The organism is Streptomyces sp. NPDC037242 (assembly GCF_055604165.1).
In genome coordinates this window covers 237,570-261,119 of sequence record NZ_JBVJUY010000002.1, presented here as the reverse complement: position 1 = coordinate 261,119, position 23,550 = coordinate 237,570, and the positions used below count along the sequence as shown (strand labels likewise).

17 protein-coding genes are annotated in these 23,550 nt (G+C 73.1%); 8 read left to right on the top strand and 9 right to left on the bottom strand.

Annotated elements, in window-relative coordinates; genetic code table 11:
* Positions 1 to 186: 186 nt before the first annotated feature.
* Positions 187 to 525 carry an MGMT family protein gene (locus ACZ7GJ_RS04035; RefSeq protein WP_470749170.1) on the bottom strand — a complete coding sequence of 113 codons (339 nt, stop codon included), beginning with the start codon at positions 523 to 525 and terminating at the stop codon, positions 187 to 189.
* A 179-nt stretch (positions 526 to 704) separates the two neighbouring features.
* Here ACZ7GJ_RS04035 and ACZ7GJ_RS04030 point away from each other — a divergent pair, with 179 nt between their 5' ends.
* Positions 705 to 3,518, top strand: a complete 2,814-nt coding sequence (locus ACZ7GJ_RS04030) for a lysylphosphatidylglycerol synthase domain-containing protein (protein ID WP_470749168.1) — start codon at positions 705 to 707, stop codon at positions 3,516 to 3,518.
* Between the two features lie 45 nt (positions 3,519 to 3,563).
* Here ACZ7GJ_RS04030 and ACZ7GJ_RS04025 read toward each other — a convergent pair whose 3' ends face one another.
* The gene (locus ACZ7GJ_RS04025; protein WP_470749166.1) at positions 3,564 to 4,286 is read right to left on the bottom strand and encodes a YwiC-like family protein; all 723 of its coding nucleotides are present in this window, start codon (positions 4,284 to 4,286) and stop codon (positions 3,564 to 3,566) included.
* A 187-nt stretch (positions 4,287 to 4,473) separates the two neighbouring features.
* On the opposite strand from ACZ7GJ_RS04025, the gene ACZ7GJ_RS04020 reads away from it, so the two are divergent.
* From ACZ7GJ_RS04020 to ACZ7GJ_RS03990, 7 genes are all read left to right on the top strand, one after another.
* Complete coding sequence (locus ACZ7GJ_RS04020; RefSeq protein ID WP_470749164.1) at positions 4,474 to 8,136, top strand: nitrate reductase subunit alpha; 3,663 nt, start codon at positions 4,474 to 4,476, stop codon at positions 8,134 to 8,136.
* 4 nt (positions 8,137 to 8,140) lie between these two features.
* Positions 8,141 to 9,694, top strand: a complete 1,554-nt coding sequence (gene narH / locus ACZ7GJ_RS04015) for a nitrate reductase subunit beta (protein WP_470749162.1) — start codon at positions 8,141 to 8,143, stop codon at positions 9,692 to 9,694.
* Positions 9,691 to 10,350, top strand: a complete 660-nt coding sequence (gene narJ, locus ACZ7GJ_RS04010; RefSeq protein WP_470749160.1) for a nitrate reductase molybdenum cofactor assembly chaperone — start codon at positions 9,691 to 9,693, stop codon at positions 10,348 to 10,350. Before narH ends, narJ begins: the two co-directional genes overlap by 4 nt.
* On the top strand, positions 10,350 to 11,075 hold the full coding sequence (narI, locus tag ACZ7GJ_RS04005; protein ID WP_470749158.1) for a respiratory nitrate reductase subunit gamma: 726 nt from the start codon (positions 10,350 to 10,352) through the stop codon (positions 11,073 to 11,075). The genes narJ and narI overlap by 1 nt, the downstream gene beginning before the upstream one ends.
* Positions 11,072 to 12,268, top strand: coding sequence for a TIGR04053 family radical SAM/SPASM domain-containing protein (locus ACZ7GJ_RS04000; RefSeq protein WP_470749156.1), 1,197 nt, complete (start codon positions 11,072 to 11,074; stop codon positions 12,266 to 12,268). Before narI ends, ACZ7GJ_RS04000 begins: the two co-directional genes overlap by 4 nt.
* Before the next feature lie 55 nt (positions 12,269 to 12,323).
* Complete coding sequence (gene hemG / locus ACZ7GJ_RS03995) at positions 12,324 to 13,703, top strand: protoporphyrinogen oxidase (RefSeq protein ID WP_470749154.1); 1,380 nt, start codon at positions 12,324 to 12,326, stop codon at positions 13,701 to 13,703.
* A gap of 105 nt (positions 13,704 to 13,808) precedes the next feature.
* Entirely contained in the window at positions 13,809 to 15,359 is a 1,551-nt protein-coding gene (locus ACZ7GJ_RS03990) for an alpha/beta hydrolase (RefSeq protein ID WP_470749152.1), read from the top strand.
* Between the two features lie 57 nt (positions 15,360 to 15,416).
* Here the strand turns inward: ACZ7GJ_RS03990 and moeZ are convergent, their stop codons facing one another.
* From moeZ to ACZ7GJ_RS03955, 7 genes are all read right to left on the bottom strand, one after another.
* On the bottom strand, positions 15,417 to 16,595 hold the full coding sequence (moeZ, locus tag ACZ7GJ_RS03985) for an adenylyltransferase/sulfurtransferase MoeZ (protein WP_470749150.1): 1,179 nt from the start codon (positions 16,593 to 16,595) through the stop codon (positions 15,417 to 15,419).
* 63 nt (positions 16,596 to 16,658) lie between these two features.
* Positions 16,659 to 17,414 carry a spherulation-specific family 4 protein gene (locus tag ACZ7GJ_RS03980; protein ID WP_470749148.1) on the bottom strand — a complete coding sequence of 252 codons (756 nt, stop codon included), beginning with the start codon at positions 17,412 to 17,414 and terminating at the stop codon, positions 16,659 to 16,661.
* Positions 17,402 to 18,412 (bottom strand): NAD-dependent epimerase/dehydratase, encoded by a 1,011-nt coding sequence (locus ACZ7GJ_RS03975; protein ID WP_470749146.1) that lies wholly within the window; start codon positions 18,410 to 18,412, stop codon positions 17,402 to 17,404. Before ACZ7GJ_RS03975 ends, ACZ7GJ_RS03980 begins: the two co-directional genes overlap by 13 nt.
* A gap of 107 nt (positions 18,413 to 18,519) precedes the next feature.
* Complete coding sequence (locus ACZ7GJ_RS03970) at positions 18,520 to 19,410, bottom strand: hypothetical protein (RefSeq protein ID WP_470749144.1); 891 nt, start codon at positions 19,408 to 19,410, stop codon at positions 18,520 to 18,522.
* Complete coding sequence (gene pelF, locus ACZ7GJ_RS03965) at positions 19,407 to 21,017, bottom strand: GT4 family glycosyltransferase PelF (protein WP_470749638.1); 1,611 nt, start codon at positions 21,015 to 21,017, stop codon at positions 19,407 to 19,409. Before pelF ends, ACZ7GJ_RS03970 begins: the two co-directional genes overlap by 4 nt.
* Before the next feature lie 219 nt (positions 21,018 to 21,236).
* Entirely contained in the window at positions 21,237 to 22,544 is a 1,308-nt protein-coding gene (locus tag ACZ7GJ_RS03960; protein WP_470749142.1) for a DUF3152 domain-containing protein, read from the bottom strand.
* An 8-nt stretch (positions 22,545 to 22,552) separates the two neighbouring features.
* A complete protein-coding gene (locus ACZ7GJ_RS03955; RefSeq protein ID WP_470749140.1) occupies positions 22,553 to 23,518 on the bottom strand; it encodes an alpha/beta fold hydrolase in 966 nt (321 codons plus the stop codon).
* Positions 23,519 to 23,550 lie beyond the last annotated feature (32 nt).

Sequence of the window (23,550 nt, the reverse complement as noted above, 5' to 3'; positions counted from 1 at the left end):
CGTTGCCTCGACGGCCCGAGCCAAGGCCGAGGCCGAAGCCGAAGCCGAAGCCGAAGGGGCAACGCTACGCCAACCGCCGCGCCCCGCGCAGTTCCCTCAGGAGTGCCGTCCGGCCCCGCAGGTCCCTCGTACGGGCCTTCGTACTCTCCTTCGACCGCCCGTTCGGGCCGCGCATGGCCGAAGCTGTCAGGTGTGACCTTCGTCCTGCCCGACGGCCCCGTCCCAACGGGCCCGCCGCATGTCCAGCCGCGGTTCGCCGGCGCCGGTGAGCCGCAGCGGGGTGGCCTCGGCGCGGTAGTTCTCCAGCGCGCGCCGCTCGCTGCCGGGCAGGGGCCGGCCGTCCGCCCGCACCACGCGCCACCAGGGCACGGCTCCTCCGTACAGGGCCATGACGCGGCCGACCTGGCGGGGTCCGCCCTCGCCGAGCCACTCCGCGACGTCGCCGTAGGTCATCACCCGGCCGGGCGGAATCCGCTCGGCGGCCTCCAGTACCCGCTCCGCGTACGGGGGCAGTTCCTCGCTCATTCAGCACAGGGTGCCGCAACTCCCCGGACAAGCAAACGACAACCTCTCGGAAGCCCTGGTTCCGCACCGGCGCGCACCCTGATGCCCCGCTCGCCCGCCGGTCCGTGCCACCATCTTCCGGGCGGTGACTGGTGATACGTGATCAAGAAGAGACGGATGTGACGGCGAAGGAGCAGGGTGTGAGCCCTCCGAACGGCGCGGCGACGGACGACGGCGCCGGGCGCCCGGGGCCCGACGGCGAGCCGTACCCGGACGCGGTCCGGGACTCCGGCACGGAGCCGCACCCCGACGCTGCCCAGGCCCGACCGCCGTCGCGGCCCCCGGCGGCGGACGTCTCCGCCAAGGCCGCCAAGGCCACCGAGGCCGCCGAGGCCGCGGCCGAGACGCACCCCGACGACCCGCCCGGCCACACCCCGACGGCGGCCGACCGGGTCGCGGTGGACGAACCGCTGCTCGCCGCCCGCGTGCACCGCCCCTCGGACCTCGTACGCCTCCTCGCCGGCATCCTCGGCATCGCGATCGTGCTCGGCATCTCCGCCTTCGCCCACGGCACCACGGCCGGCCTGGAGCAGGACATCAGCAAGGGCACCGGCCAGGCGCCGGACGTGCTGATCAAGGTCGCCGGGCTGGTGTCGAGCATCGCCGTGCTCCTCGTACCAGTCGCCTTCGCCGTCGAGCGGCTGATCAAGCGCGACGGGCTGCGGATCGCGGACGGCGTCCTCGCCGCCGTCCTCGCGCACGGGGTCACCCTCGCCACCGACCTGTGGGTCTCCCAGGCCGCCCCCGAGACCATCCAGGACGCGCTCACCCGCCCCACCGGACTCGGCGGGGCCCTCACCGATCCGGTGCACGGCTACCTCGCGCCCGTGATCGCGTACATGACGGCCGTCGGGATGACCCGGCGGCCGCGCTGGCGGGTCGCCCTGTGGGTGGTGCTGCTGCTGGACGCCTTCGCGATGCTGGTCAGCGGCTACACCACACCCTTCTCGATCATCCTGACGGTGCTGATCGGCTGGAGCGTCGCGTACGGAACCCTGTACGCGGTCGGCTCGCCGAACGTCCGGCCCACCGGGCAGAACCTCCTCGCCGGGCTGCGCCGGGTCGGCTTCCAGCCGGTCAGCGCGATGCGCGCGGAGGCCTCCGAGGGGGACGGCGGCGACACCGGCGACCGGGGGCGGCGCTACCACGTCACCCTGGAGGACGGGCCCGCGCTGGACGTCACCGTCGTGGACCGCGAACAGCAGGCCCAGGGCTTCTTCTACCGGGTCTGGCGCCGGCTGACCCTGCGCGGGATCACCACGCGGCGCAGCATCCAGTCGCTGCGCCAGGCCCTGGAGCAGGAGGCCCTCCTGGCCTACGCGGCCATCGCGGCCGGGGCGAACGCGCAGAAGCTGATCGCCACCTCCGAGCTGGGTCCGGACGCCGTGATGCTCGTCTACGAGCACCTGGGCGGGCGGAGCCTGGACGCGCTGCCCGACGAGGAGATCACCGACGAGCTGGCCCACAACGCCTGGGAGCAGGTACGGGCCCTCCAGTCGCGGCGGATCGCGCACCGCAGGCTCACCGGTGACGCCCTGGTGGTGGATCGTTCCGGCAAAGTCATCCTCACCGACCTGCGCGGCGGCGAGATCGCGGCCGGCGACCTGGTGCTGCGGATGGACATCGCGCAGTTGCTGACCACGCTCGGCCTGCGGGTCGGCGCGGAGCGCTCGGTGGCCGCGGCGGTGGCGGTGCTGGGTCCCGACGCGGTGGCGGACTGCCTGCCGATGCTCCAGCCGATCGCCCTGAGCCGCTCCACCCGGGCGACCCTGCGCAAGCTCGCGCGGGAGCGGGCGGACCGCGAGCGGGAAGCCGTACTGGAATCCTCCCGGGCGGAGAAGGCGGCGCGCGAGGCGGGGGCGTCCGCGCCCGGCCCCGCGACCAGCCCCGCGGCCGGGCGCAAGGCCGAGAAGCGGGCGCTGGACGACGCCCTGGAAGGGGCGCGGGAGGAGGACCTCCTCAGCCAGATCCGCCGCCAGGTGCTGCTCATCCGCCCGCAGGCCCCGGTGGAACCCGCCCGGCTGGAACGGATCCGGCCCCGCACCCTGGTGTCCTTCATCGCGGGCGCCTTCGCCGCGTACTTCCTGCTCACGCAGCTGGCCGACGTGAAGTTCGGGACCATCATCGGCGAGGCCCAGTGGGGCTGGGTCGGGGCGGCGCTCGCCTTCTCGGCGCTCAGCTACTTCGCCGCCGCGATGAGCCTGCTGGGCTTCGTACCGGAGCGGGTCTCCTTCCCGCGGACGGTGCTCGCGCAGGTCGCGGGCTCCTTCGTGAAGCTGGTGGCCCCGGCCGCGGTCGGCGGCGTCGCGCTGAACACCCGCTTCCTCCAGCGGTCCGGGGTGCGGCCGGGGCTCGCGGTGGCGAGCGTGGGTGCCTCGCAGCTCTTCGGGCTGGCCAGCCACATCCTGCTGTTGCTGTCCTTCGGCTACCTGACCGGGACCGAGAAGACCCCGGAGATGACCCCGTCCCGGACGGTCATCGCCGGTCTGCTGACGGTGGCGGTGCTGGTCCTGGTGGTGACGGCGGTGCCGTTCCTGCGGAAGTTCGTCGCGACCCGGGTACGGGCCCTGTTCGCGGGGGTGGTCCCGCGCATGCTGGACGTCCTGCAGCGGCCGCAGAAGCTGCTGACCGGCATCGGCGGGATGCTGCTGCTGACCGGCTGCTTCGTGATGTGCCTCGACGCCTCGATCCGCGCCTTCGGGGGCGGGCAGGCCATCAGCTACGCGAGCATCGCGGTGGTCTTCCTCGCGGGCAACGCGCTGGGGTCGGCCGCGCCGACGCCGGGCGGCATCGGGGCGGTGGAGACCACGCTGACGCTGGGCCTGGTCGCGGCGGGTCTGGACAAGGAGATCGCGATCTCGGCGGTGCTCCTGTTCCGCACGATGACCTTCTGGCTGCCGGTGCTGCCGGGGTGGCTCTCGTTCAACTTCCTGACCCGCAAGGGGGCCATCTAGGCTCCGGCGGTCGGACCGCCGCGTGCCCGCGCCCGGCTCGCAGGATCAGAAGACCAGCAGCAGCGCCGCCAGCAGGGCCGCGGAGCAGGCGACCTCGACCGCGCCGATGACGGGGGCCTTCAGGGCGCGGCCGGGGAGGGCGGCGGCCCGGGCCAGGTAGGCCGTGAAGGGGAGCGCCAGCCACGGCGAGAGGCAGCAGGCCGCCGCCAGGGCGGCCGCGTGGTAGGCCACCGACCCCCGGTAGTACGCCCGGGAGTTCCGCTCCCGGATCATCGTCTTCACGTACGGGACCGTGCCCGCGAAGTACAGCAGGCAGGCGAGCGCCGGCGCCCACAGCGCTCCCGCCCCGCCCAGGCGGCCCGCCACCAGGAGCATGCCGCAGGCCGGGACCACCGCCGCGAGCCCGTTGACCAGGGCGCGCTCGCGGCCCCGCCACGCGAAGTACGTGTTCACCGCCACGAACGGCGAGGCGATCAGCGCCGCCACCACCAGCCACGGGTGCAGCGCAGCCACCGGCCCGCCCGCCGCCGCGAAGGCCGCGCCGAAGACCACGGCCGGGCGCCCGTGCCGCCCGGCCGACCGCAGCCCGCGCCGGTGCAGCCGCAGCCACTGCTGGGCGTGGAACACGGCGACGTACCCGAGCAGCCAGGCCGCGAAGAGCAGCGCGTGCGCCCACCCCGGCCGGGGGGCGAGCAGTGTCCCCGCGAGGAACGGCACCGCCAGCATCGCCCAGGCCCCGTGCTGGTCCGGTATCCACCTGTACTTCATTAATTGGCATTTCTCCGCGTAATTTACCTCCGCCTTCGCGGAGTTGGACTTCCTCCAGCCTGACATCCAAGGGGCCCGCGAAAGACCGGAAAGAGGTCATGCCCCGACGGGACCTTTGTCATCGGGTTCGCCTTTTCCGCAGGCGTAGCGTCGAAAGCACCATAGTTTTCCGGCCTGGAGGGTCGCTTTGCACCAGCGTCAGGGACGTCAAAGCCATCAGGCGGCCGCCGATTCACTCATCAAGGCGGGCAGCTTCTTCACCCGCGCCGAGGTGTCCGACGACCTGCGCACCGTCCACCGCACCGGCGGGCGGGCCGCGGAGGCGTTCTACCGGGACCGGTGGAGCCACGACAAGGTCGTGTACTCCACCCACGGCGTGAACTGCACCGGTTCCTGCCGTTGGAAGGTGTACGTCAAGGACGGGATCATCACCTGGGAGACCCAGTCGACGGACTACCCCTCCGTCGGCCCGGACAGCCCGGAGTACGAGCCCCGCGGCTGCCCGCGCGGCGCCTCGTTCTCCTGGTACTCCTACTCCCCCACCCGCGTCCGCTACCCGTACGTGCGCGGCTCCCTCCTGGAGATGTACCGCGAGGCCAAGCGGCGCCTGGGCGACCCCGTCGAGGCGTGGGCCGACATCCAGGGCGACCCCGCGCGCCGGCGTGCGTACCAGCGGGCCCGCGGCAAGGGCGGTCTGGTGCGCGCGACCTGGGAGGAAGCGACCGAGATCGTCGCCGCGGCGCACGTGCACACCATCAAGGAGCACGGCCCGGACCGGGTCGCCGGCTTCTCGCCGATCCCGGCGATGTCGATGGCCTCGCACGCCGCCGGTGCCCGCTTCCACTCCCTCATCGGCGCGCCGATGCTGTCCTTCTACGACTGGTACGCCGACCTCCCGGTCGCCTCGCCGCAGGTGTTCGGGGACCAGACCGACGTGCCCGAGTCGGGGGACTGGTGGGACGCCGCGTACCTGATGATGTGGGGCTCCAACGTCCCCGTCACCCGTACCCCGGACGCGCACTGGATGACCGAGGCCCGCTACCGCGGCCAGAAGGTCGTCACCGTCTCGCCGGATTTCGCGGACAACACCAAGTTCGCCGACGAATGGATGCACCCGCACCCGGGCACGGACGGTGCGCTGGCCCTGGCGATGGGCCATGTCATCCTCAAGGAATTCTTCGTCGAGAAGCAGACACCGTTCTTCACGGATTACGTGCGGAAGTACACCGACCTGCCGTTCCTGGTATCGCTGCGCGAAACCGATCAGGGGCTGGTCCCGGGGAAGTTCGTCACCGCCGCCGATCTGGGCCGCGCCACCGAGAACGCGCAGTGGAAGACCGTCCTGATCGACGACGCGAGCGGTGAGCCCGTCGTCCCGAACGGCACCCTCGGGCACCGCTGGGGCAAGAACGAGAAGCCGGAGTGGAACCTCGACCTCGGCGACACCGTTCCGCGCCTGACCCTGCTGGGCGAGGGCGAGAGCGCCGAGATCACCCTGCCCCGCTTCGAGGACGACGAGCGCGGCGGCACCGTCCGCCGCGGTGTGCCGGTGCGCCGGCTCGGCGGCCGGCTCGTCACCACCGTGTTCGACCTGATGCTCGCCCAGTACGGGGTGGGCCGCGACGGCCTGCCCGGGGAGTGGCCCACCGGCTACGAGGACGCGAGCGCGCCCGGCACCCCCGGCTGGCAGGAGTCGCTGACCTCCGTCCCGGCGGCCCAGGCGGCGCGCGTGGCGCGGGAGTTCGCGCAGACGGCCGAGCAGTCGCAGGGCCGCTGCATGATCCTGATGGGTGCGGGGACGAACCACTGGTTCCATTCCGAGACCATCTACCGCGCCTTCCTCGCCCTGCTCACCCTCACCGGCTGCCAGGGCCGCAACGGCGGCGGCTGGGGCCACTACGTCGGCCAGGAGAAGTGCCGTCCGGTCACCGGCTGGGCCACCCTGGCCGCCGCCTCCGACTGGTCGCGCCCGCCGCGCCAGATGATCGGCGCGGCCTGGTTCTACCTGCACACCGACCAGTGGCGCTACGACACCCTGCCGGCCGAGGCGCTCGCGTCGCCGCTCGCCGAGGGCGCCTTCGAGGGCATGACCGGCGCCGACTGCCTGGCGGCGAGCACCCGCATGGGGTGGATGCCGTCCTACCCGACCTTCGACCGCAATCCACTGGAGCTCGGCGAGGCGGCGGACCCGGTCGCCGCCGCCGTCGAGCAGCTCAAGGACGGCACCCTCGGCTTCGCCGGCGAGGACCCGGACGCGCCGCGCAACTGGCCGCGCGTGCTCAACGTATGGCGGGCCAACCTCCTCGGATCCAGTTCCAAGGGCAACGAGTACTTCCTCAAGCACCTGCTCGGCACGCACTCCAACCTCCCCGAGGACGGGCCGCGTTGCGAGCCGAGGGACGTGACGTACCGGGAGGCTGATGTCGAGGGCAAGCTCGACCTCCTCATGTCCATGGACTTCCGGATGACGTCCACGACGCTCCTGTCGGACGTGGTCCTCCCGGCGGCCACCTGGTACGAGAAGCACGACCTGTCCTCCACGGACATGCACCCCTTCCTGCACGCCTTCACCCCGGCCGTGGACCCGCCGTGGCAGGCCCGGTCCGACTACGACGCCTTCCTCGGCCTCGCCGAGCGGTTCGGCGAGCTCGCCGCATCCCATCTGGGCGTACGCAAGGACCTGGTGGCGACCGCGCTCCAGCACGACACCCCGGGCGGCGAGATGGCCCAGCCGGGAGGGGTCGCGCTGGACTGGTCGAAGGGCGAGTGCGAGCCCGTACCCGGAAGGACGATGTACAACCTGGCCGTCGTCGAGCGCGACTACGGCGCGGTCGGCGAGAAGTTCGCCGCGCTCGGGCCGCTCGTCGACGAGCTCGGCGTGACGACGAAGGCCATCACCTTCGACGTGGCCGAGGAGGTCGCCTACCTGGGGCGCAAGAACGGCCTGGTCCGCGGCGGCGTCGCCGACGGCCGCCCGCGCCTGGACACGGCGCAGCGCGCCTGCGAGGCGATCCTCTCGCTCTCCGGCACCTCCAACGGCCGTCTCGCGACGCAGGGTTTCGAGACCCTGGAGAAGAAGGTCGGCACGCACATGGCCCATCTGGCCGCCGAGGCCGAGGGCAAGCGGATCACCTTCGCCGACACCCAGGCCCGCCCGGTCCCGGTGATCACCTCGCCCGAGTGGTCGGGGTCTGAGGCCGGCGGGCGGCGCTACACGGCCTTCACCGTGAACACCGAGCACCTCAAGCCCTGGCACACCCTCACCGGCCGCCAGCACTTCTTCATCGACCACGACTGGCTGCACGAGGTCGGGGAGTCCCTCCCGGTCTACAAGCCGCCGCTGAACATGCACACCCTGTACGGGGAGCCCGAGCTCGGCGTGGTCGACGAGAAGACGGTGGCGGTCCGCTACCTGACCCCGCACAACAAGTGGGCCATCCACAGCCAGTACCAGGACAACCTCTACATGATGACGCTGGGCCGCGGCGGCCAGACGGTGTGGATGTCCCCGCAGGACGCCGATGCCATCGGGGTCGCGGACAACGACTGGATCGAGGCGGTCAACCGCAACGGCGTGGTCACCGCCCGCGCGATCGTCTCCCACAAGATGCCGCCCGGCACGGTCTACATGAACCACGCGCAGGAGCGCACGGTCGGCGTCCCGAAGACGCAGAAGACCGGCCGCCGCGGCGGCATCCACAACTCGCTGACCAGGGTGATGCTCAAGCCCACCCATCTCATCGGCGGCTACGCCCAGTTGACCTGGGCCTTCAACTACCTCGGCCCGACCGGCAACCAGCGCGACGAGGTGACGGTCATCCGCCGCCGCGACCAGAAGGTGGAGTACTAGACACATGCCCCGTCGTGAAACGACTGTCGGACGAGTGATGGCACAGGTCGCGATGGTCATGAACCTCGACAAGTGCATCGGCTGCCACACCTGTTCGGTCACCTGCAAGCAGGCGTGGACCAACCGGCAGGGCACCGAGTACGTCTGGTTCAACAACGTCGAGACCCTCCCCGGCCAGGGCTACCCGCGCCGCTGGGAGGACCAGGAGAAGTGGAAGGGCGGCTGGGAGCGGACCCGCTCCGGCAGGCTCCGCCTCCGGGCGGGCGGCCGTCTGGCCAAGCTGGGCCAGATCTTCGCCAACCCCCACCTGCCGGAGATCGACGACTACTACCAGCCCTGGACGTACGAGTACAAGAACCTCACCGAGGCCCCGGCGGGCGACGACATGCCCACCGCCCGGCCCGTCTCCCAGGTGACCGGCGAGCCGATCGACAAGATCGAGTGGGGGCCGAACTGGGACGACAACCTCGGCGGCGCCCCCGCCCACGCGCCCAGGGACCCGATCGTCGAGAAGATCCGCGACGAGGTCGGCGAGAAGATCCGCTTCGAGTTCGAGCAGAGCTTCATGTTCTACCTCCCCCGGGTCTGCGAGCACTGCCTCAACCCCGCGTGCGTCTCGTCCTGCCCCTCAGGCGCGATGTACAAGCGGGAGGAGGACGGCATCGTCCTGGTCGACCAGGACCAGTGCCGGGGCTGGCGCATGTGCGTGACCGGCTGCCCGTACAAGAAGGTGTACTTCAACCACCGGACCGGCAAGGCCGAGAAGTGCACCTTCTGCTTCCCGCGCATTGAGGTCGGCATGCCGACGGTGTGCTCGGAGACCTGCGTGGGCCGGATGCGCTACATCGGCGTGATGCTCTACGACGCCGACAAGGTCGCCGAGGCCGCCGCCGTGGAGGACGAGCACGACCTCTACCCCTCCCAGGTCGAGTGCTTCCTGGACCCGCACGACCCGGCCGTCGCCGCGGCCGCCCGCGCGGCCGGCATCACCGACGAGTGGATCGACGCCGCCCGCAACTCCCCCGTCTACGACCTGATCGCCACCTACCAGGTCGCCCTCCCGCTCCATCCGGAGTACCGGACGATGCCGATGGTCTGGTACGTCCCCCCGCTCTCCCCCGTGGTCGAGGCGGTCGCCGCCACCGGCAGCGACGGCGAGGACGCGGGCAACCTCTTCGGCGCCATCGACGCGATGCGCATCCCAGTCGAGTACCTCGCGCAGATCCTCACCGCCGGGGACACCTTCCCGGTGGAGGCGGTCCTGCGCCGGATGGCCGCGATGCGCGCGTACATGCGGCGCGTCAACCTCGGCGAGGAGCGGGACGAGTCGATCGCCGCGGCGGTCGGGCTGACCGGGCAGGAGATGGAGGACATGTTCCGGCTCCTGGCCATCGCCAAGATCGAGGACCGTTTCGTGATCCCTTCGGCGGCCCGCGCCGACGCCGAGGCGCTCGCCGAGACGCACCCGCTGGACGGCGCCGGCGCCGAGTGCCCGGTGGGTGCGCTGCCCGAGCCGCGCGTGATGCTCAACCTCAGCCCCACAAGGAGGAGTTCGTGAACCCGGATGCCCTGGTACGCCTGGTCGCGGGCTGCGCCCTGCAGTACCCCGGCGACCACTTCCACGACGAGTTCCCCCGGCTCCGTGCGGCCCTCGCCGGGGCGCCCGCCGAACCGGCCGCGCTGCTCGGCGCGTTCCTCGACCACGCCGGGTCCCTGAGCCCGATCGAGCTGTGCGCCGAGTACACCGCCACCTTCGACACCCGCAACCGGCGCTGCCTGTACCTGACCTGGTGGGTGGACGGCGACACCCGCCGGCGCGGGCTGTCCCTGGTCCGGCTGAAGCGGATCTACCGGGACTTCGGGCTGGAGTTCGCGGGCGAGGAGCTGCCCGACTTCCTGCCCGTGGCCCTGGAGTTCGCCGCCCTGCGCGAGGAGCCCGGCACCGAGCTGCTCCAGGAGCACCGGGCCGGGCTGGAGCTGCTGCGGATCGCGCTCACCGAGTCGGGCTCCCCGTACGCGGGAGTGCTGCGGGCCGTCTGCGCGACCCTGCCCGGGGCCTCCCCCGAGACCAAGGCCGAGGCGAAGGCCCTCGCACGGAACGGGCCGCCGCAGGAGCTGGTGGGCGCGGGCTCGCCGCTCGAACCCTTCGGTCCGGGCATCGACCCGCCCGTCGACCTCCCCTGGCCCACCGCACCCGAAAGGCAGAGCGCCTGATGGACCTCCTCCTGTGGGGCGTGCTCCCGTACGTCTCCGTCGCGCTGCTGATCGCGGGCACGGTCTGGCGGGCCCGGTTCGACAAGTTCGGCTGGACCACCCACTCCTCGCAGCTGCACGAGTCGCGGCTGCTGCGCATCGGCTCGCCGCTCTTCCACTTCGGCATGCTGTTCGTGGTCCTGGGCCATGTCGTGGGCCTGCTGATCCCGATGAGCTGGACGGACGCGGTGGGTCTGAGCGACCACGCGTACCACCTGCTCGCCGTCTCCACCGGCGCGGTGGCGGGCCTTGCGGCCGCCGTGGGCATCGGCATCCTGGTCCACCGGCGCTTCAAGGTCCCCGCCGTCCGCAGGGCCACGCTGAAGAGCGACCACCTGATGTACACGTTCCTGCTGGGCGCGATGGTCCTCGGCCTGACGGCCACGGTCCTCAACTCCACCGGCCAGACGGACGGTTACAACTACCGCGAAGGCATCTCGGTCTGGTTCCGCAGCCTGTTCACCCTGGACCCGGACTACCACCTGATGGCGGGCGCCCCGCTCGTCTTCCAGCTGCACATCCTCTTCGGCTTCACGCTCTTCGCGCTGATCCCGTACTCACGGCTGGTGCACATGTTCTCGGCGCCGCTGAAGTACGTGCTCCGGCCCTACGTGGTCTACCGCAGGCGGGATCCGGAGCAGTTGGCGAACCGCCCGCAGAAGCGGGGCTGGGAGCGCGTGTCGTGAGCCGCCCCGCGCCCACCGTCGTACGCCGGCCCCGGCACGACGTCTCCGAGCGGCCCTTCATCGTGATCTGGGAGGCGACGCGGGCCTGCCCGCTGGCCTGCCTGCACTGCCGGGCCGAGGCGCAGACCGCCCGCCACCCGCAGGAGCTCGACGGGGCGGACGCCCGCCGGGTGATGGACCAGATCGCCGCCTTCGGCCGGCCGAGCCCGCTGTTCGTGATCACCGGCGGGGACCCCTTCCAGCGCGCCGACCTCACCGACCTCATCGCGTACGGGACCTCGCTCGGCCTGCGGGTCGCGGTCTCCCCCTCCGGTACGCCCACGCTGACGCGGGAGAACCTGGTGGCGGTCCAGGGCGCGGGAGCCGTCGCCCTGTCCCTGTCCCTGGACGGCTCGACCGCCCGGCGGCACGACGCCTTCCGGGGCGTGCCCGGGGTGTTCGACTGGACCTTGGACGGCTGGCGGGCGGCCCGCGAGCTCGGGCTCAAGGTGCAGATCAACACGACGGTCACCCGGGACTGCCTGGAGGACCTCGCCGACATCGCGGCGCTGGTCGGGCGCGAGGGCGCGATGCTGTGGTCGGGGTTCATCCTGGTGCCGACGGGGCGCGGGGAGCAGTTGGACGCGCTCACCGCAGAAGAGATCGAGGACGTGCTGCACTTCCTCTACGACTGCGGTGCGGTCATGGCGACCAAGACCACGGAGGGCCACCACTTCCGGCGGGTCGCGCTCCAGCGGACGGTGCTCGACGCGCGCGGCGAGCGGCCCGTTCTCGGCGAGCTGTACGGGCGCCTGTCGGCCCGCGCCCGCGAGCTGGGGGTCTTCGACGGGGAGCGGCGGGCGGTGCGACGGCCGCCCATGGACGTCTCCTCGGGGCGCGGCTTCGTCTTCATCTCGCACACCGGCGAGGTCCACCCCAGCGGCTTCCTGCCCGTCTCGGCGGGCAACGTGAAGAACCATCCGCTGACCGACATCTACCGGGGCTCGGCGCTGTTCACCAAGCTCCGGGATCCCTCGCTGCTGCGCGGGAAGTGCGGGGCCTGCGAGTTCAAGACGGTGTGCGGGGGGTCGCGCTCGCGGGCGTACGGCTTCACGCGCGACGTGCTGGAGGCGGACCCGTACTGCGCGTACGAGCCGGGCAGCTTCCCGTACCGGGCGGAGCTGGAGGCTCTGGCCGAAAGCATGAGGCGCTGACACAGCGCACCCCCATATGTTCTATATGGGAACAAATCGGTCGCGGGAGAAGACAATGCGTTCAGTGATCGTCATCGGCGGCGGCATCAGCGGTCTGGCCGCCGCATGGCAGTTGCGCGGCCAGGCCGACGTCACCGTCCTGGAGAGCCTCGCCAAGGTCGGCGGCAAGCTCCGCACCGGCACCATCGCCGGAATCGCCGTGGACGAGGGAGCCGAATCCCTCATGGCCCTGCGGCCCGAGGCCGTGGAACTGGCCGCCGCGGTCGGACTCGGCGACGCCCTGTGCGACCCCGCGAAGGCCCCCACCACCATCTGGACCAACGGCGCCCTGCGCCCCCTGCCCGCCGGCCATGTGATGGGCGTCCCCACCGACCCCGCCGCCCTCGCCGGCACCGGCCTGCTCTCCCCCGAGGGCGTGGCACGTGTGGCCGCCGAGGAGAAGCTGCCCGCCTCCCCCCTGACCGAGGACTGCTCGGTCGCCGACTACCTCGCGGCCCGCTTCGGCCGGGAGGCCGTGGCCCGGCTGATCGAACCGCTGCTGGGCGGCGTCTACGCCGGCCGCGCCGACCGGCTCTCGCTGCGCGCCGCCATGCCGCGCATCGCGGCCCTCGCGGAAGCGGGCACCCCCCTGCTCCCCGCCCTGCGCCGGATGCGGGCGGCCGGCGCCCCGCGCTCGGCGGCCGTGGCCGTCCAGGGCGTGGTCGGCGGTACGGGCCGCTTTCCGCAGGCGGTCGCGGAGGCCTGCGGGGCCCGGATCCTCACCGGTACGGCCGCCCGCTCGCTCCAGCGGACCGCGGGGGACCGCTGGCGGGTGCAGGCCATGACCGACGACGGCCCCCTGACCATGGAGGCGGACGGCGTGATCCTGGCGCTCCCCGCCTACGCGGCGGCGGAGCTGCTGCGCCCGCACTCCCCGATGGCGGAGGACGAGCTGTCGGCCATTCCGCACGCGTCCACCGCCGTGATCACGATGGCGTTCTCCCGTGCCCGGGCCCACTTCCTCCCGGAGGGCAACGGCTTCCTGGTCCCGCCGGTGGACGGGCACATCCTCAAGGCCGCCTCCTTCCTCTCCAACAAGTGGTCCTGGCTGGACTCCTCGGCCCCCGACACCTTCGTCCTGCGGGCCTCCGTCGGCCGGATCGGCGAGGAGGAGCTGCTGAGCCGCCCCGACCGCCACCTGGTCCGCTCGGCCATCGCCGAACTGCACCACGCGGTCGGGCCGATGGGCGAACCCCTGGCCGCCCGCGTGACCCGCTGGGACCGCGGCCTGCCCCAGTACGGCGTCGGCCACCGCGAGCGCGTCGCCCGCATCCGCGAGGCCGCCGCCAAGCTCCCGGGCCTGGCCCTGTGCGGAGCGGCGTACGAGGGCGTGGGCGTCGCCGCCTGCGTGGCCACCGGCCGCAGCGCGGCGAAGCAGATCCTGGCCCCGGCCTGACGGCCCCGGCCCCCGGCCCGTCGAGCCCGTCGAGCCCGCCCGCCCGCCAGACCCGTTCGGCCCACGGCGCGGGCGGCCTGAGCGGCGGGCCCACAGGATGGGGGCATGCCGCGAAACGCCCTTCGGATCACCGCTGCCGCCGCCGTCGCCACCGCGCTGCTGACCGCCGGTGCCTGTTCCGACAGCGGGGAGAAGGACACGAAGACGAAGGACGGCGGTGCCCGGGGCTCCAAACCCCTCAAGTGGGGGGACTGCGAGGCGCCCACCGTCGACCAGGGCGGCGGCCAGACTCCCGGCAAGGACTGGAAGTGCGCCACCCTCGACGTGCCCCTCGACTACGCCGAGCCGGAGGGCGAGACGATCCCGCTCGCCCTGATCCGCGCCCAGGCCCGCGACAAGGACCGGCGCATCGGCTCCCTCGTCTTCAACTTCGGCGGACCGGGCGGCTCCGGCATCAGCACCCTCCCCGGCGCGGCCACCGAGTACGCGGCCCTGCGCGAGCGGTACGACCTGGTCAGCTTCGATCCCCGCGGAGTGGGCCGCAGCGCCCCCGTCCGCTGTGAGGACGACAAGCAGCTCGACGCCTACTACGCCGCCGACTCCACCCCGTCCACACCGGAGCAGGAGAAGGTGTTCGTCGACAACATCCAGAAGTACCAGCAGGCCTGCGAGCAGAACTCCGGCAAGGTGCTCCCCCACGTCGGCACACCCAACGCGGCCCGCGACCTGGACCGGATCCGCCAGGCCCTCGGCGACGACAAGCTCCACTACTTCGGCATCTCCTACGGCACCGAGCTCGGCGGGGTCTACGCCCACCTCTTCCCCAAGAACGTCGGCCGGGCCGTGTTCGACGCCGTCGTCGACCCCACCAAGACCTCCGAGGAGGGGGCACTGGGCCAGGCCAAGGGCTTCCAGCTGGCCCTCGGCAACTTCGCCCAGGACTGCGTGAACCGCGGCGACGCCTGCAGGCTCCAGGGCAGCACCGCCAAGGAGATCGAGAACAACGTCATCAAGCTCCAGAAGGACCTGGCGGCCAAGCCGATCCCCGGCATCGGCGGCCGGCAGCTCACCGAGACCTCGGCCACCAACGGCATCGCCCAGGCCCTGTACTCGAAGGAGCTGTGGCCGCTGCTGGAGCAGGGGCTCGACGAGGCCGAAGGCGGCCAGGGGCAGTTGCTCCTCGCCCTCTCCGACGCGCTCAACGGCCGGGACCAGCAGGGCAGGTACAGCAACATCGGCGCCGCGAACACCGCGATCAACTGCGCCGACTCCAAGGAGCGCTACTCCCTGGCGCAGACCAAGTCCAAGCTCCCGGGCTTCCGTTCGGCCTCGCCCGTCTTCGGGGACTTCCTCGGCTGGGGCCTGATGAGCTGCACGGACTGGCCGGTAGCGGGCGTCTGGGACACCCCGGACGTCTCCGCCCCCGGGGCCGCCCCGATCCTGGTGATCGGCAACACCGGCGACCCGGCGACCCCGTACGAGGGCGCGCGCAAGATGGTGGAGCGGCTCGGCCCCGGCGTCGGCGTGGAGCTGACCTACAAGGGTGAGGGGCACGGCGCGTACAACAGCGGTGACAAGTGCGTGCAGGAGGCGGTGAACTCCTATCTGCTGGACGGGAAGGTGCCGGGCGCGAACACGGTCTGCACCACCGCCTGAGCACGCGGAAGGGGCCGCACCCGGTGGGTGCGGCCCCTTCCTGCTGCTGCTCTGCTGCTAGTAGACCGGCTTTTCCGGCTCGATCTGGTGGACCCAGCCGATCACGCCGCCGCCGACGTGGACCGCGTCGGCGAAGCCCGCGGACTTCAGGACCGCGAGGACCTCCGCACTGCGGACACCCGTCTTGCAGTGCAGGACGATGCGCTTGTCCTGCGGCAGGTCCTGGAGGGCGGTGCCCATCAGGAACTCGCCCTTGGGGATCAGCTTCGCGCCGGGGATCGAGACGATCTCGTACTCGTTGACCTCGCGGACGTCGATGATCTCGATCGGCTCGTCGTTGTCGATCCACTCCTTGAGCTGCTTGGGAGTGATCGTGGAGCCGAGCGCCGCCTCCTGGGCCTCCTCCGACACGACGCCGCAGAAGGCCTCGTAGTCGATGAGCTCGGTGACGGTCGCGTTCGGACCGCAGACCGCGCAGTCGGGGTCCTTGCGGACCTTGACCTGGCGGTACTGCATCTCCAGGGCGTCGTAGATCATCAGGCGGCCGACCAGCGGCTCGCCCACGCCCGTGAGGACCTTGATGGCCTCGGTGACCTGGATGGACCCGATGGACGCGCAGAGCACGCCCAGCACGCCGCCCTCGGCGCAGCTCGGGACCATGCCCGGCGGCGGGGGCTCCGGGTACAGGCAGCGGTAGCACGGGCCGTGCTCGGACCAGAAGACCGAGGCCTGGCCGTCGAAGCGGTAGATCGAACCCCACACGTACGGCTTGTTCAGCAGCACGCAGGCGTCGTTGACCAGGTAGCGCGTGGCGAAGTTGTCCGTGCCGTCGACGATGAGGTCGTACTGGCTGAAGATCTCCATCACGTTCTCGGCTTCGAGCCGCTCTTCGTGAAGGACCACGTTCACGTACGGGTTGATGCCCAGCACGCTGTCACGGGCCGACTCGGCCTTGGAACGGCCGATGTCGGCCTGGCTGTGGATGATCTGGCGCTGGAGGTTCGACTCGTCGACCTCGTCGAACTCCACGATGCCCAGCGTGCCGACGCCGGCCGCGGCCAGGTACATGAGGGCGGGCGAGCCGAGGCCGCCCGCGCCCACGGCCAGCACCTTGGCGTTCTTCAGGCGCTTCTGGCCGTCCATCCCGACATCCGGGATGATCAGGTGGCGGGAGTACCGACGGACCTCGTCAACGGTGAGCTCAGCAGCTGGCTCGACCAGGGGTGGCAGCGACACGGGGACTCCGTAGATGGTTAAGTCTTAACGGTGGTTCTTCCCGTAACACTGCCACGCCCTTCTTCATTCCGAGACACCCGGTCCGATCCGCGAGACGATTTCGTCCCAGTACCCGGGCATCGAGGCCCACGGGTCCCGGTCCCCGGCCCCCTGCCGGTCCGTGAACCAGATGGTCCCGGCGCCCTGCCAGCGGGCGATCCGGACGGCCTCCTCCAGGTGCGTGCGCGGCACTCCGTGGACGAGGTGGCAGAACCGCTCCGCCGGGTACTCCGCGGTCCACTCCGCCACCTGGGACCAGCGGTAGTCGGCCCAGGCCCCGGAGAACGTGACCAGTTGGTCGGCGGCCTCCGCGTAGCCCTCGTACGGGTGGGTGCCGTGCCCGAGCACGATCCGTACGTCCTCGCCCAGCCCGCGCAGGGTGTCGGTCACCCGGCGCACCTCGGCCAGCTCCGCCCGGCCCGCCGGTGCGCCGGCCAGGTAGAAGCCGCCGACCCCGTACCAGTCCCGGAAGCGGTGGGCGTCGGAGACCAGCTCGCCGAAGGACCGCTCGCCGTCTCGCATGGCGAGATGGCCGAGCACGGTGCCGCCCGCGCCGCGCAGCTTCCGGGCGGCCTCCGTGCAGTGCGGGTCGGGCCGCCCTCCCGGGCCGTCCGTGACGTTGAGCACGGCCCAGTGCAGCGGGGTCCCGGGGCGGGTCAGCTCCGCCCACTCCACCGGTGCCAGCAGCGGGTGCGCGTACCCGGGGATGCCGAGGCCGAGCCGGCCGGCCTCGGTCGCGGCCGCCGCGGCGATCCCCGGCGGGGTGGTCAGATACGGCACGCCGCCTCCATCCAGATGTCCGCGAGGGACTCCTCCAGGTTGATCCGGGGCCGCCAGCCGAGCCGGTCGCGGGCGGTGCGCACGTCGGCCTGCTGCCAGGCACCGCAGCCGTCCGGGTAGGGGTACGGCGGCGGGGCCGCTGCGGCGAGCTGTTCGGGCGTCGCCTCGGAGCGCGGGGAGCCGATGGCGGCCAGGCCCGTCGGGCGGCCGGGGTGCCCGTGCGACTGCTGCGGTCCGCCGTGCGGTACGTCCAGCTCGTGCAGGGAGCCTCCGTACCCGGCGACCCGCGCCAGCACGGCCGCCGCGTCGCGCAGCCGGACCGCGCGCCCGGTGCCGATGTTGACGACCCCCTGGGCGGCCGACAGCGAGGCGGCGTGCACGGCCCGCGCCACGTCCCGTACGTCCACGAAGTCGCGCTGCACGCCGAGCCCGCTGAGCTTGAGCTCGCCGTCCCCGGACTGCATGGCGCGCCGCATGGCCTCGGCGAGCCGGCCGAGCGGGGAGCCGGCCGGGGTGCCGGGGCCGACGGGCGAGAAGACCCGTAGGACGACGGCGTCGAGTCCCGAGCCGAGCACCAGCTCGGTGGCGGCCAGTTTGCTGACCCCGTACGGTCCGCCGGGTCTCGGCACGGCGTCCTCGGCCGTGGACGATCCGGGCTGGCTGGGCCCGTACTCGGCGGCGCAGCCGAGCTGGACGAGCCGGGCTCCGCAGCCGCTGCGGCGCAGCGACTCGCAGATGGTGGCGACGGCGACGGTGTTGTGCCGGGTGAGCTCGCGGGCGCCACCGCGGGTGGCGCCCGCGCAGTTGATGACGACGCCCGGGTGGACGGCGTCGAGGAACCGGGTGAGCGCGCCGGGGCTCCCGGTGGCGAGGTCGAAGCGCACGTCGGCGTCGTCCCCTCGGCCGAGCGCGGTGAGCTGGACGGCGGGGTCGGCGAGGAGCCGGTCCGCGACATAGCGGCCGAGGTACCCGTTGGCTCCGATCAGCAGCACCCTCATCGCGCGGCCCCTTGGTTGGTTGGCTGGCCGGTCATGTCCTGTTTCTCCTTGCTGGATGGGTGGATAGGGGTACGCGGGCGCTTCGGCGTCGGCTCCGTAGGGCGGTCCTACGGCCGGGCCGCGTGTGCCGACGCCCGGGAGAGCGCGAGCACCGCGTGTACGAGGAGCCCTGCCGCGGCGGCGAGCGGACCCGCCGGGGTCGGGAGCAGGGCGAGGGCCAGTGCGGCGGAGACGGGCCCGCGGGAGGCGCCGTGCACGAGCAGCAGCCGGGTCAGGAACAGCAGCACCGCGAGCGGTACGGCCTCGGCGAGCGGTGCGCCGACGAGGGCGGCGGCCCCCGCGGCGGCCGCGGTGAACAGCAGGGCCACCCCGAGCAGCAGCGGCCGTACCCCGTCGGCGAAGTCCTCCAGGGCCCGGCTCCCGGCGAGCCTGCGCCGGGCGCGGGCCGCGAACACGGCGGCGGCCAGGTGCCCGGGGGCGACGGCCAGGGCGAGGGCGACGGCGAGCGGGACCCCGTGGCGGTGGCCGGCCCATCCGACGGCGGCCGCGGCGAGCAGGTACGGCAGCGCCGCGAGGCGCCCCCCGCCGGCCCCGCTCCGCCCGGGCCACACCAGGGCGGCGACGGTGACGAGCGCGGCGACGGCTCCGGCCCGGGGCACCCCGGCGGCGGCCGCGCCGAGCGCGAGGGCCCCGGGCAGCAGCGAGTAGCCGAAGCCCCGTACCGCGCGGGGCCCGGCGGCGGGACCGGCGGGCGCGGCGGGCGGTGCCTCGCCGCGCGGGGTCCGGGCGTACAGCTCCTCGGCGAGGGAGAAGACGTCCCGGTGCCGGAAGCGGGCGGCGGTGCGGTCGGTGATGCCGTGCGCCTCCAGTCCGGCGGCGACCTCCAGCGGGTCGACCGCCCGCTCGCACAGCTCCCGGTGCCGGTGGAGCAGCGCCTTGACGGGGTCCCCGCCGGCCCGGCGCCGCCTGGCGGTGTCGGTCTCGCCCGCGGTGGTCATACGGTCACCTCCGGAGCCGCGGCCCACGTCGGGCTGGTCCAGTGCCCCGGCACCCGCGCCTCGGCCGGCTGGGCGAAGGGGACCTCCCCGTCGGGCCGGGCCGATCCGCGGGCGAGGAGGTGGAGGTAGCTCTCCTGGAAGGCGTTCACGTTCTGCTCGACGGTGAAGAGCTCCTGGGCCCGAGCCCGGGCGGCCGCACCGAGCCGCTGCGCCCGCTCGGGGTCCCGCAGCAGGGCGAGGCAGGCGTCGGCGAGTGCCCGGGGGTTGCGCGGCGGGACCACGAGCCCGGTACCGCCGATCACCTCGCACACCGCGCCGACGTCCGTGGACACGGTGGCGCGGCCGCAGAACATCGCCTCGGCCAGGGTGATCGGGAAGCCCTCGATGACGGAGGACAGCACGACCACCCGGCCGGCGCCGTAGGCATCGGCGGGCGAGGGGGCCTCGGGTCCGCCGATCTCCTCGAAGGTGACGGGGTTCTCCCCGACGGTGCGGGCGTCGGCGGCCTCGTCGGGGAACAGCTGCGCGGCCAGCGAGCGGCAGTCGGCGGCGTAGTGCGGTGACTCGGCGCCCGGTGCCGCGGCCGCCGCGAAGATCCGCAGCCGGGCCCGGGGTTCGGCGCGGCGCACCTCGGCGAAGGCGTGCAGCAGGCCGATCAGGTCCTTGGCCGGCTCCATCCGGCCGACCCACACGAGCGTGTCCGGGTCCCCGCAGTCGGGGTCCTCCCCGACGGTGGCGAATCGGTCCGCCTCCATACCCGGGTAGACCGTCCGCAGCCGCTCCCGCGGCGCCCCGCACCGCTCCTGCCAGCGCCGGGAGTGGGCGTTGCCGGGGGTGAGGAGGTCGGCCCCGGCGTAGATCTCACCGGCCAGCCGGAGGTGGAAGGCGGCGAGCAGGGCGCGTACCGCGGGCCGCTCGCCGGGGCCGTCCGCCGCGAGGTGGTGCGCCAGGTACTGGGCCCGGACCTGGACCCCGTACTCGGTGACCAGCAGCGGCACCCCGAAGAAGCGTTTGGCCAGCAGTCCGGGGAGGGCCGCCACCCCGCCCGATGCGGCGTGGCACACGTCGGCCGCGCCCAGGGCCTGCTCCTGGTGCCAGTCGAGGGACAACGGCCGCAGCCTGCGCTCCAGTTCGTCCACGAAGGCCAGCAGGTCCGGCACCTGCGCCGGCTGTACGGAGCGGCTCGCGCCCGGGGCCCGGCAGGCGGACTCCACGGCGCGCACGGCCGTCTCGGAGCGCAGGGCCGCGTACAGCCCGCCCTGCTCGCCGGCGAGTTCGGCCAGACCGTACAGCCCGGCCGCGAAGGGCTCGGCCTCACCCGCGCAGATCCCCCGGACCAGGGCGGTGAAGCAGTCGGCGAAGCGCCGCCGCTCGCGCCGCGCGTAGCTGCGCCCGTCGTCGGCGGGGGCCCACAGGGGGGCGGTGCGGACCCGGGTCACGTGGTCCGGCAGCGGCACCCGGCCGCGCTCCTCCTGTTCGGCGCTGCGGCTCAGCGCGTAGAGCTCGAACTCGTGCTGCGGGAGCCCGCGCACGAGCCGGTCGCACCAGAGCCTCGCCTCTCCCGTCGCATACGGATAACCACCTTCCGTGAGCAGTCCGATCCGCACGAGTGGCACCCCCGATCTCCCGTTTGGGCGGTCGCCGTCGGTCCGGCGACCCGCCGCGGGAGAACTCAAGCGGATATGCCGAAGGCGCGACGGACGGTTGTCCGTCGCGCCACCGGAAGGGGTGAAGAGTCGTAACTTTCCCGTACGGTTCGCGTTCGAGCACGCTAGAAAGGGCGCGGCAGCGACGACAGGTTCCGGCACCCCGGTGCCGGGCTCCGGTCAACTACCGGGGAACACCCACGGGTTGGGCTTGCACTGGATTCCGCCGATGTCCAGGGACTTCGTCTGCTGCTGCATGATCGGCGCGAGCGCGCCGGGCGTCTGGCAGTTCACGTGGCCGTGCCCGAGCCGGTGCCCGACCTCGTGGTTGATGAGCATCTGGCGGTAGGCGAACATCTGGTCCGCGCCGTACGTCGCGGAGCCCTGAGCCCAGCGGTACGCGTTGATCATCACGCGGTCGGTGGACGCCGAGTCGCAGGAGACGTTGTCGACGGTGGTGTCCAGGCCGGACTTGGCACACCAGACGCCGGTGGTCCCGGGGCTGGCGAGCGTGATCACGAAGTCGGCCTCGCCGCCCGGCACCCGCTCGAAGGTCTTGGTGCCCCCGTGGCCCCAGCTGCGCGGGTCGTTGAGGGTGCGGTGGACGGCCTCGGCGAAGAGCTGCCCGTCCAGGCCGAGCCCCTGCTCCACATCGACGCGGTAGCGGATCAGCTTGCCCTTGCCGGGCGCCGGAGCCACCCCGGGCACGGTGTCGAAGGTGCCGGGGCCCTTCAGCTTCTCGTCGATCGGGAGCTGCTGCGCCATCCGCTGCTCGTACGTCGGCTCGGGCGCGGCCGGCGCCGCCGGGGCGGCGTTCGCACCCCCCGACGCGGCCGGCGTCGGGCGGCCGTCGGACCGGGAGGCGGCGGAATTGCCCTGGGCGGCGCGGACCCGGCCGTCGTCGGCGGCGCGCGCGTCGGCCTTGCCCGAGTCGCCGTCGGTGGCGACCTGGCCGGCCACGACGACGGCGAGCACGGTGGTGACGGCCGCGGCCGCCATGCCGGTGTACGTACGGACCTTGGCGCCGCGGCCGGAGCCGGGCCGCTGCGCGGCGGCGTCGTCGGCCGGCTTGCGGGGCGCGGGCACCCGCCGGTGCGAGCCGGTGGAGGTGAGGGGGTCGGACGCGGGCCGGGGCGCCGCCGGGGCGGGCCGCGGCGGATCCAGGGTGACCTGCGGGAAGCCGACCGCGGGGGTGCCGAAGGCCGGGGTGTCGCTGTCGCGCGGCACTCCGCGCCAGTCCCCGTACACCGCGCCGGACCCGGAGCCCGGACCGGCGCCCCAGGCGCCGCCGGGTTCGCGGTGCTGGGGGTGGCCGCCGCGCGCGCCGTACGCGACGCGCGCCGGGGGCACGTATCCCTGGTGGGTGACGGTGGGTTCGGGGTGCTGGCGCCCGCGGGGTTCCTCGTACGGGTGGACCGGGGCCTGCGCAGCCGCTGCGGGGGCGGGCGCCGCGGCAGGAGCGGGGTCCTTGCGACTATGTCGTCCCACGGTCGTCCTCAGCCCTTGCCGTTTTCGTCGTCGAGCAGTTCCCGGAAGGCGGCCGCGACCACCTCGGGGTACTCCATCATCGCCACGTGCCCGGCCTCGGGCAGGCACAGCAGCCGCGAACCCCGGAAGGCCGACGCGGCCTTGCGGGCCATGCGGTACGAGACCAGTTGGTCCCGGCCACCGTAGACCAAGAGCGTGGGGGCGAGAACCCGTTGGGCCTGGCGCCACAGCCCGTGCTGCCCGCCGAGGGTGTACGCGTCGACGATGCCGCGCGAGGAACGGGTCATCGCGTCCCAGAAGTACGGGAGGGCGAGCCTCCGCTCCATCTCCTCGACCGCGTACCGGAAGGCCTCCGGGGTCACCTGGGAGGGGTCCCCGTAGCAGAGGCCCATCACCCCGCGGGTGCGCTGCTCGGCGGTCAGGTCGCGGGTCAGGCGGCCGAAGAGCGCGGCCACCCCGGGCACCGCGAGCAGCGCGGTCGGCACGGCCGACTTCTGCACGCGCAGCTCGGGCAGGGCGGGCGAGATCAGCGTCAGGGTGCGCACGAGGTCGGGCCGGACGGCCGCGACGCGGGTGGAGACGGCCCCGCCGAGGGAGTTGCCGAACAGGTGCACGGGTCCGCGCTCGGCGGCGTCCAGGTGGCGGATGACGGCGCGGGCGAGCCCGGTGACGGAGTAGTCCCGGTCGGCGGGCGGCGGGGACCAGCCGAAGCCCGGCAGGTCCAGGGCCTCCCCGTCGACGGTGTCGGCGAGCCGCGCCATGAGTGCGGACCAGTTCTGCGAAGACCCGCCGAGCCCGTGTACGAATAGCGCCGGCGGAAGGCCGGTGCGCAGCGGCGGGCGCACGCGGACGGTCAGGTCGAGTCCGGGCAGCCGGTCGGTGCGCAGCTGCTCACCCTCGGCCATCCGAACGGCTCCCACCTGGGAGGACGGCTCGGCGGCGGACCGCACACCCGGCAGCTCGGTCGAAGACATGGGGGCAATGTTACGAGACGATCACGTCGGGG

Coding starts and splice junctions, on each gene's coding strand:
- ACZ7GJ_RS03975 (WP_470749146.1), bottom strand. CDS start 18,412: ATGAGGGTGCTGCTGATCGGAGCCAACGGGTACCTCGGCCGCTATGTC.
- hemG (WP_470749154.1), top strand. CDS start 12,324: ATGCGTTCAGTGATCGTCATCGGCGGCGGCATCAGCGGTCTGGCCGCC.
- ACZ7GJ_RS04025 (WP_470749166.1), bottom strand. CDS start 4,286: ATGAAGTACAGGTGGATACCGGACCAGCACGGGGCCTGGGCGATGCTG.
- ACZ7GJ_RS03990 (WP_470749152.1), top strand. CDS start 13,809: ATGCCGCGAAACGCCCTTCGGATCACCGCTGCCGCCGCCGTCGCCACC.
- ACZ7GJ_RS04035 (WP_470749170.1), bottom strand. CDS start 525: ATGAGCGAGGAACTGCCCCCGTACGCGGAGCGGGTACTGGAGGCCGCC.
- ACZ7GJ_RS03955 (WP_470749140.1), bottom strand. CDS start 23,518: ATGTCTTCGACCGAGCTGCCGGGTGTGCGGTCCGCCGCCGAGCCGTCC.
- ACZ7GJ_RS03970 (WP_470749144.1), bottom strand. CDS start 19,410: ATGACCACCGCGGGCGAGACCGACACCGCCAGGCGGCGCCGGGCCGGC.
- narI (WP_470749158.1), top strand. CDS start 10,350: ATGGACCTCCTCCTGTGGGGCGTGCTCCCGTACGTCTCCGTCGCGCTG.
- narH (WP_470749162.1), top strand. CDS start 8,141: ATGCCCCGTCGTGAAACGACTGTCGGACGAGTGATGGCACAGGTCGCG.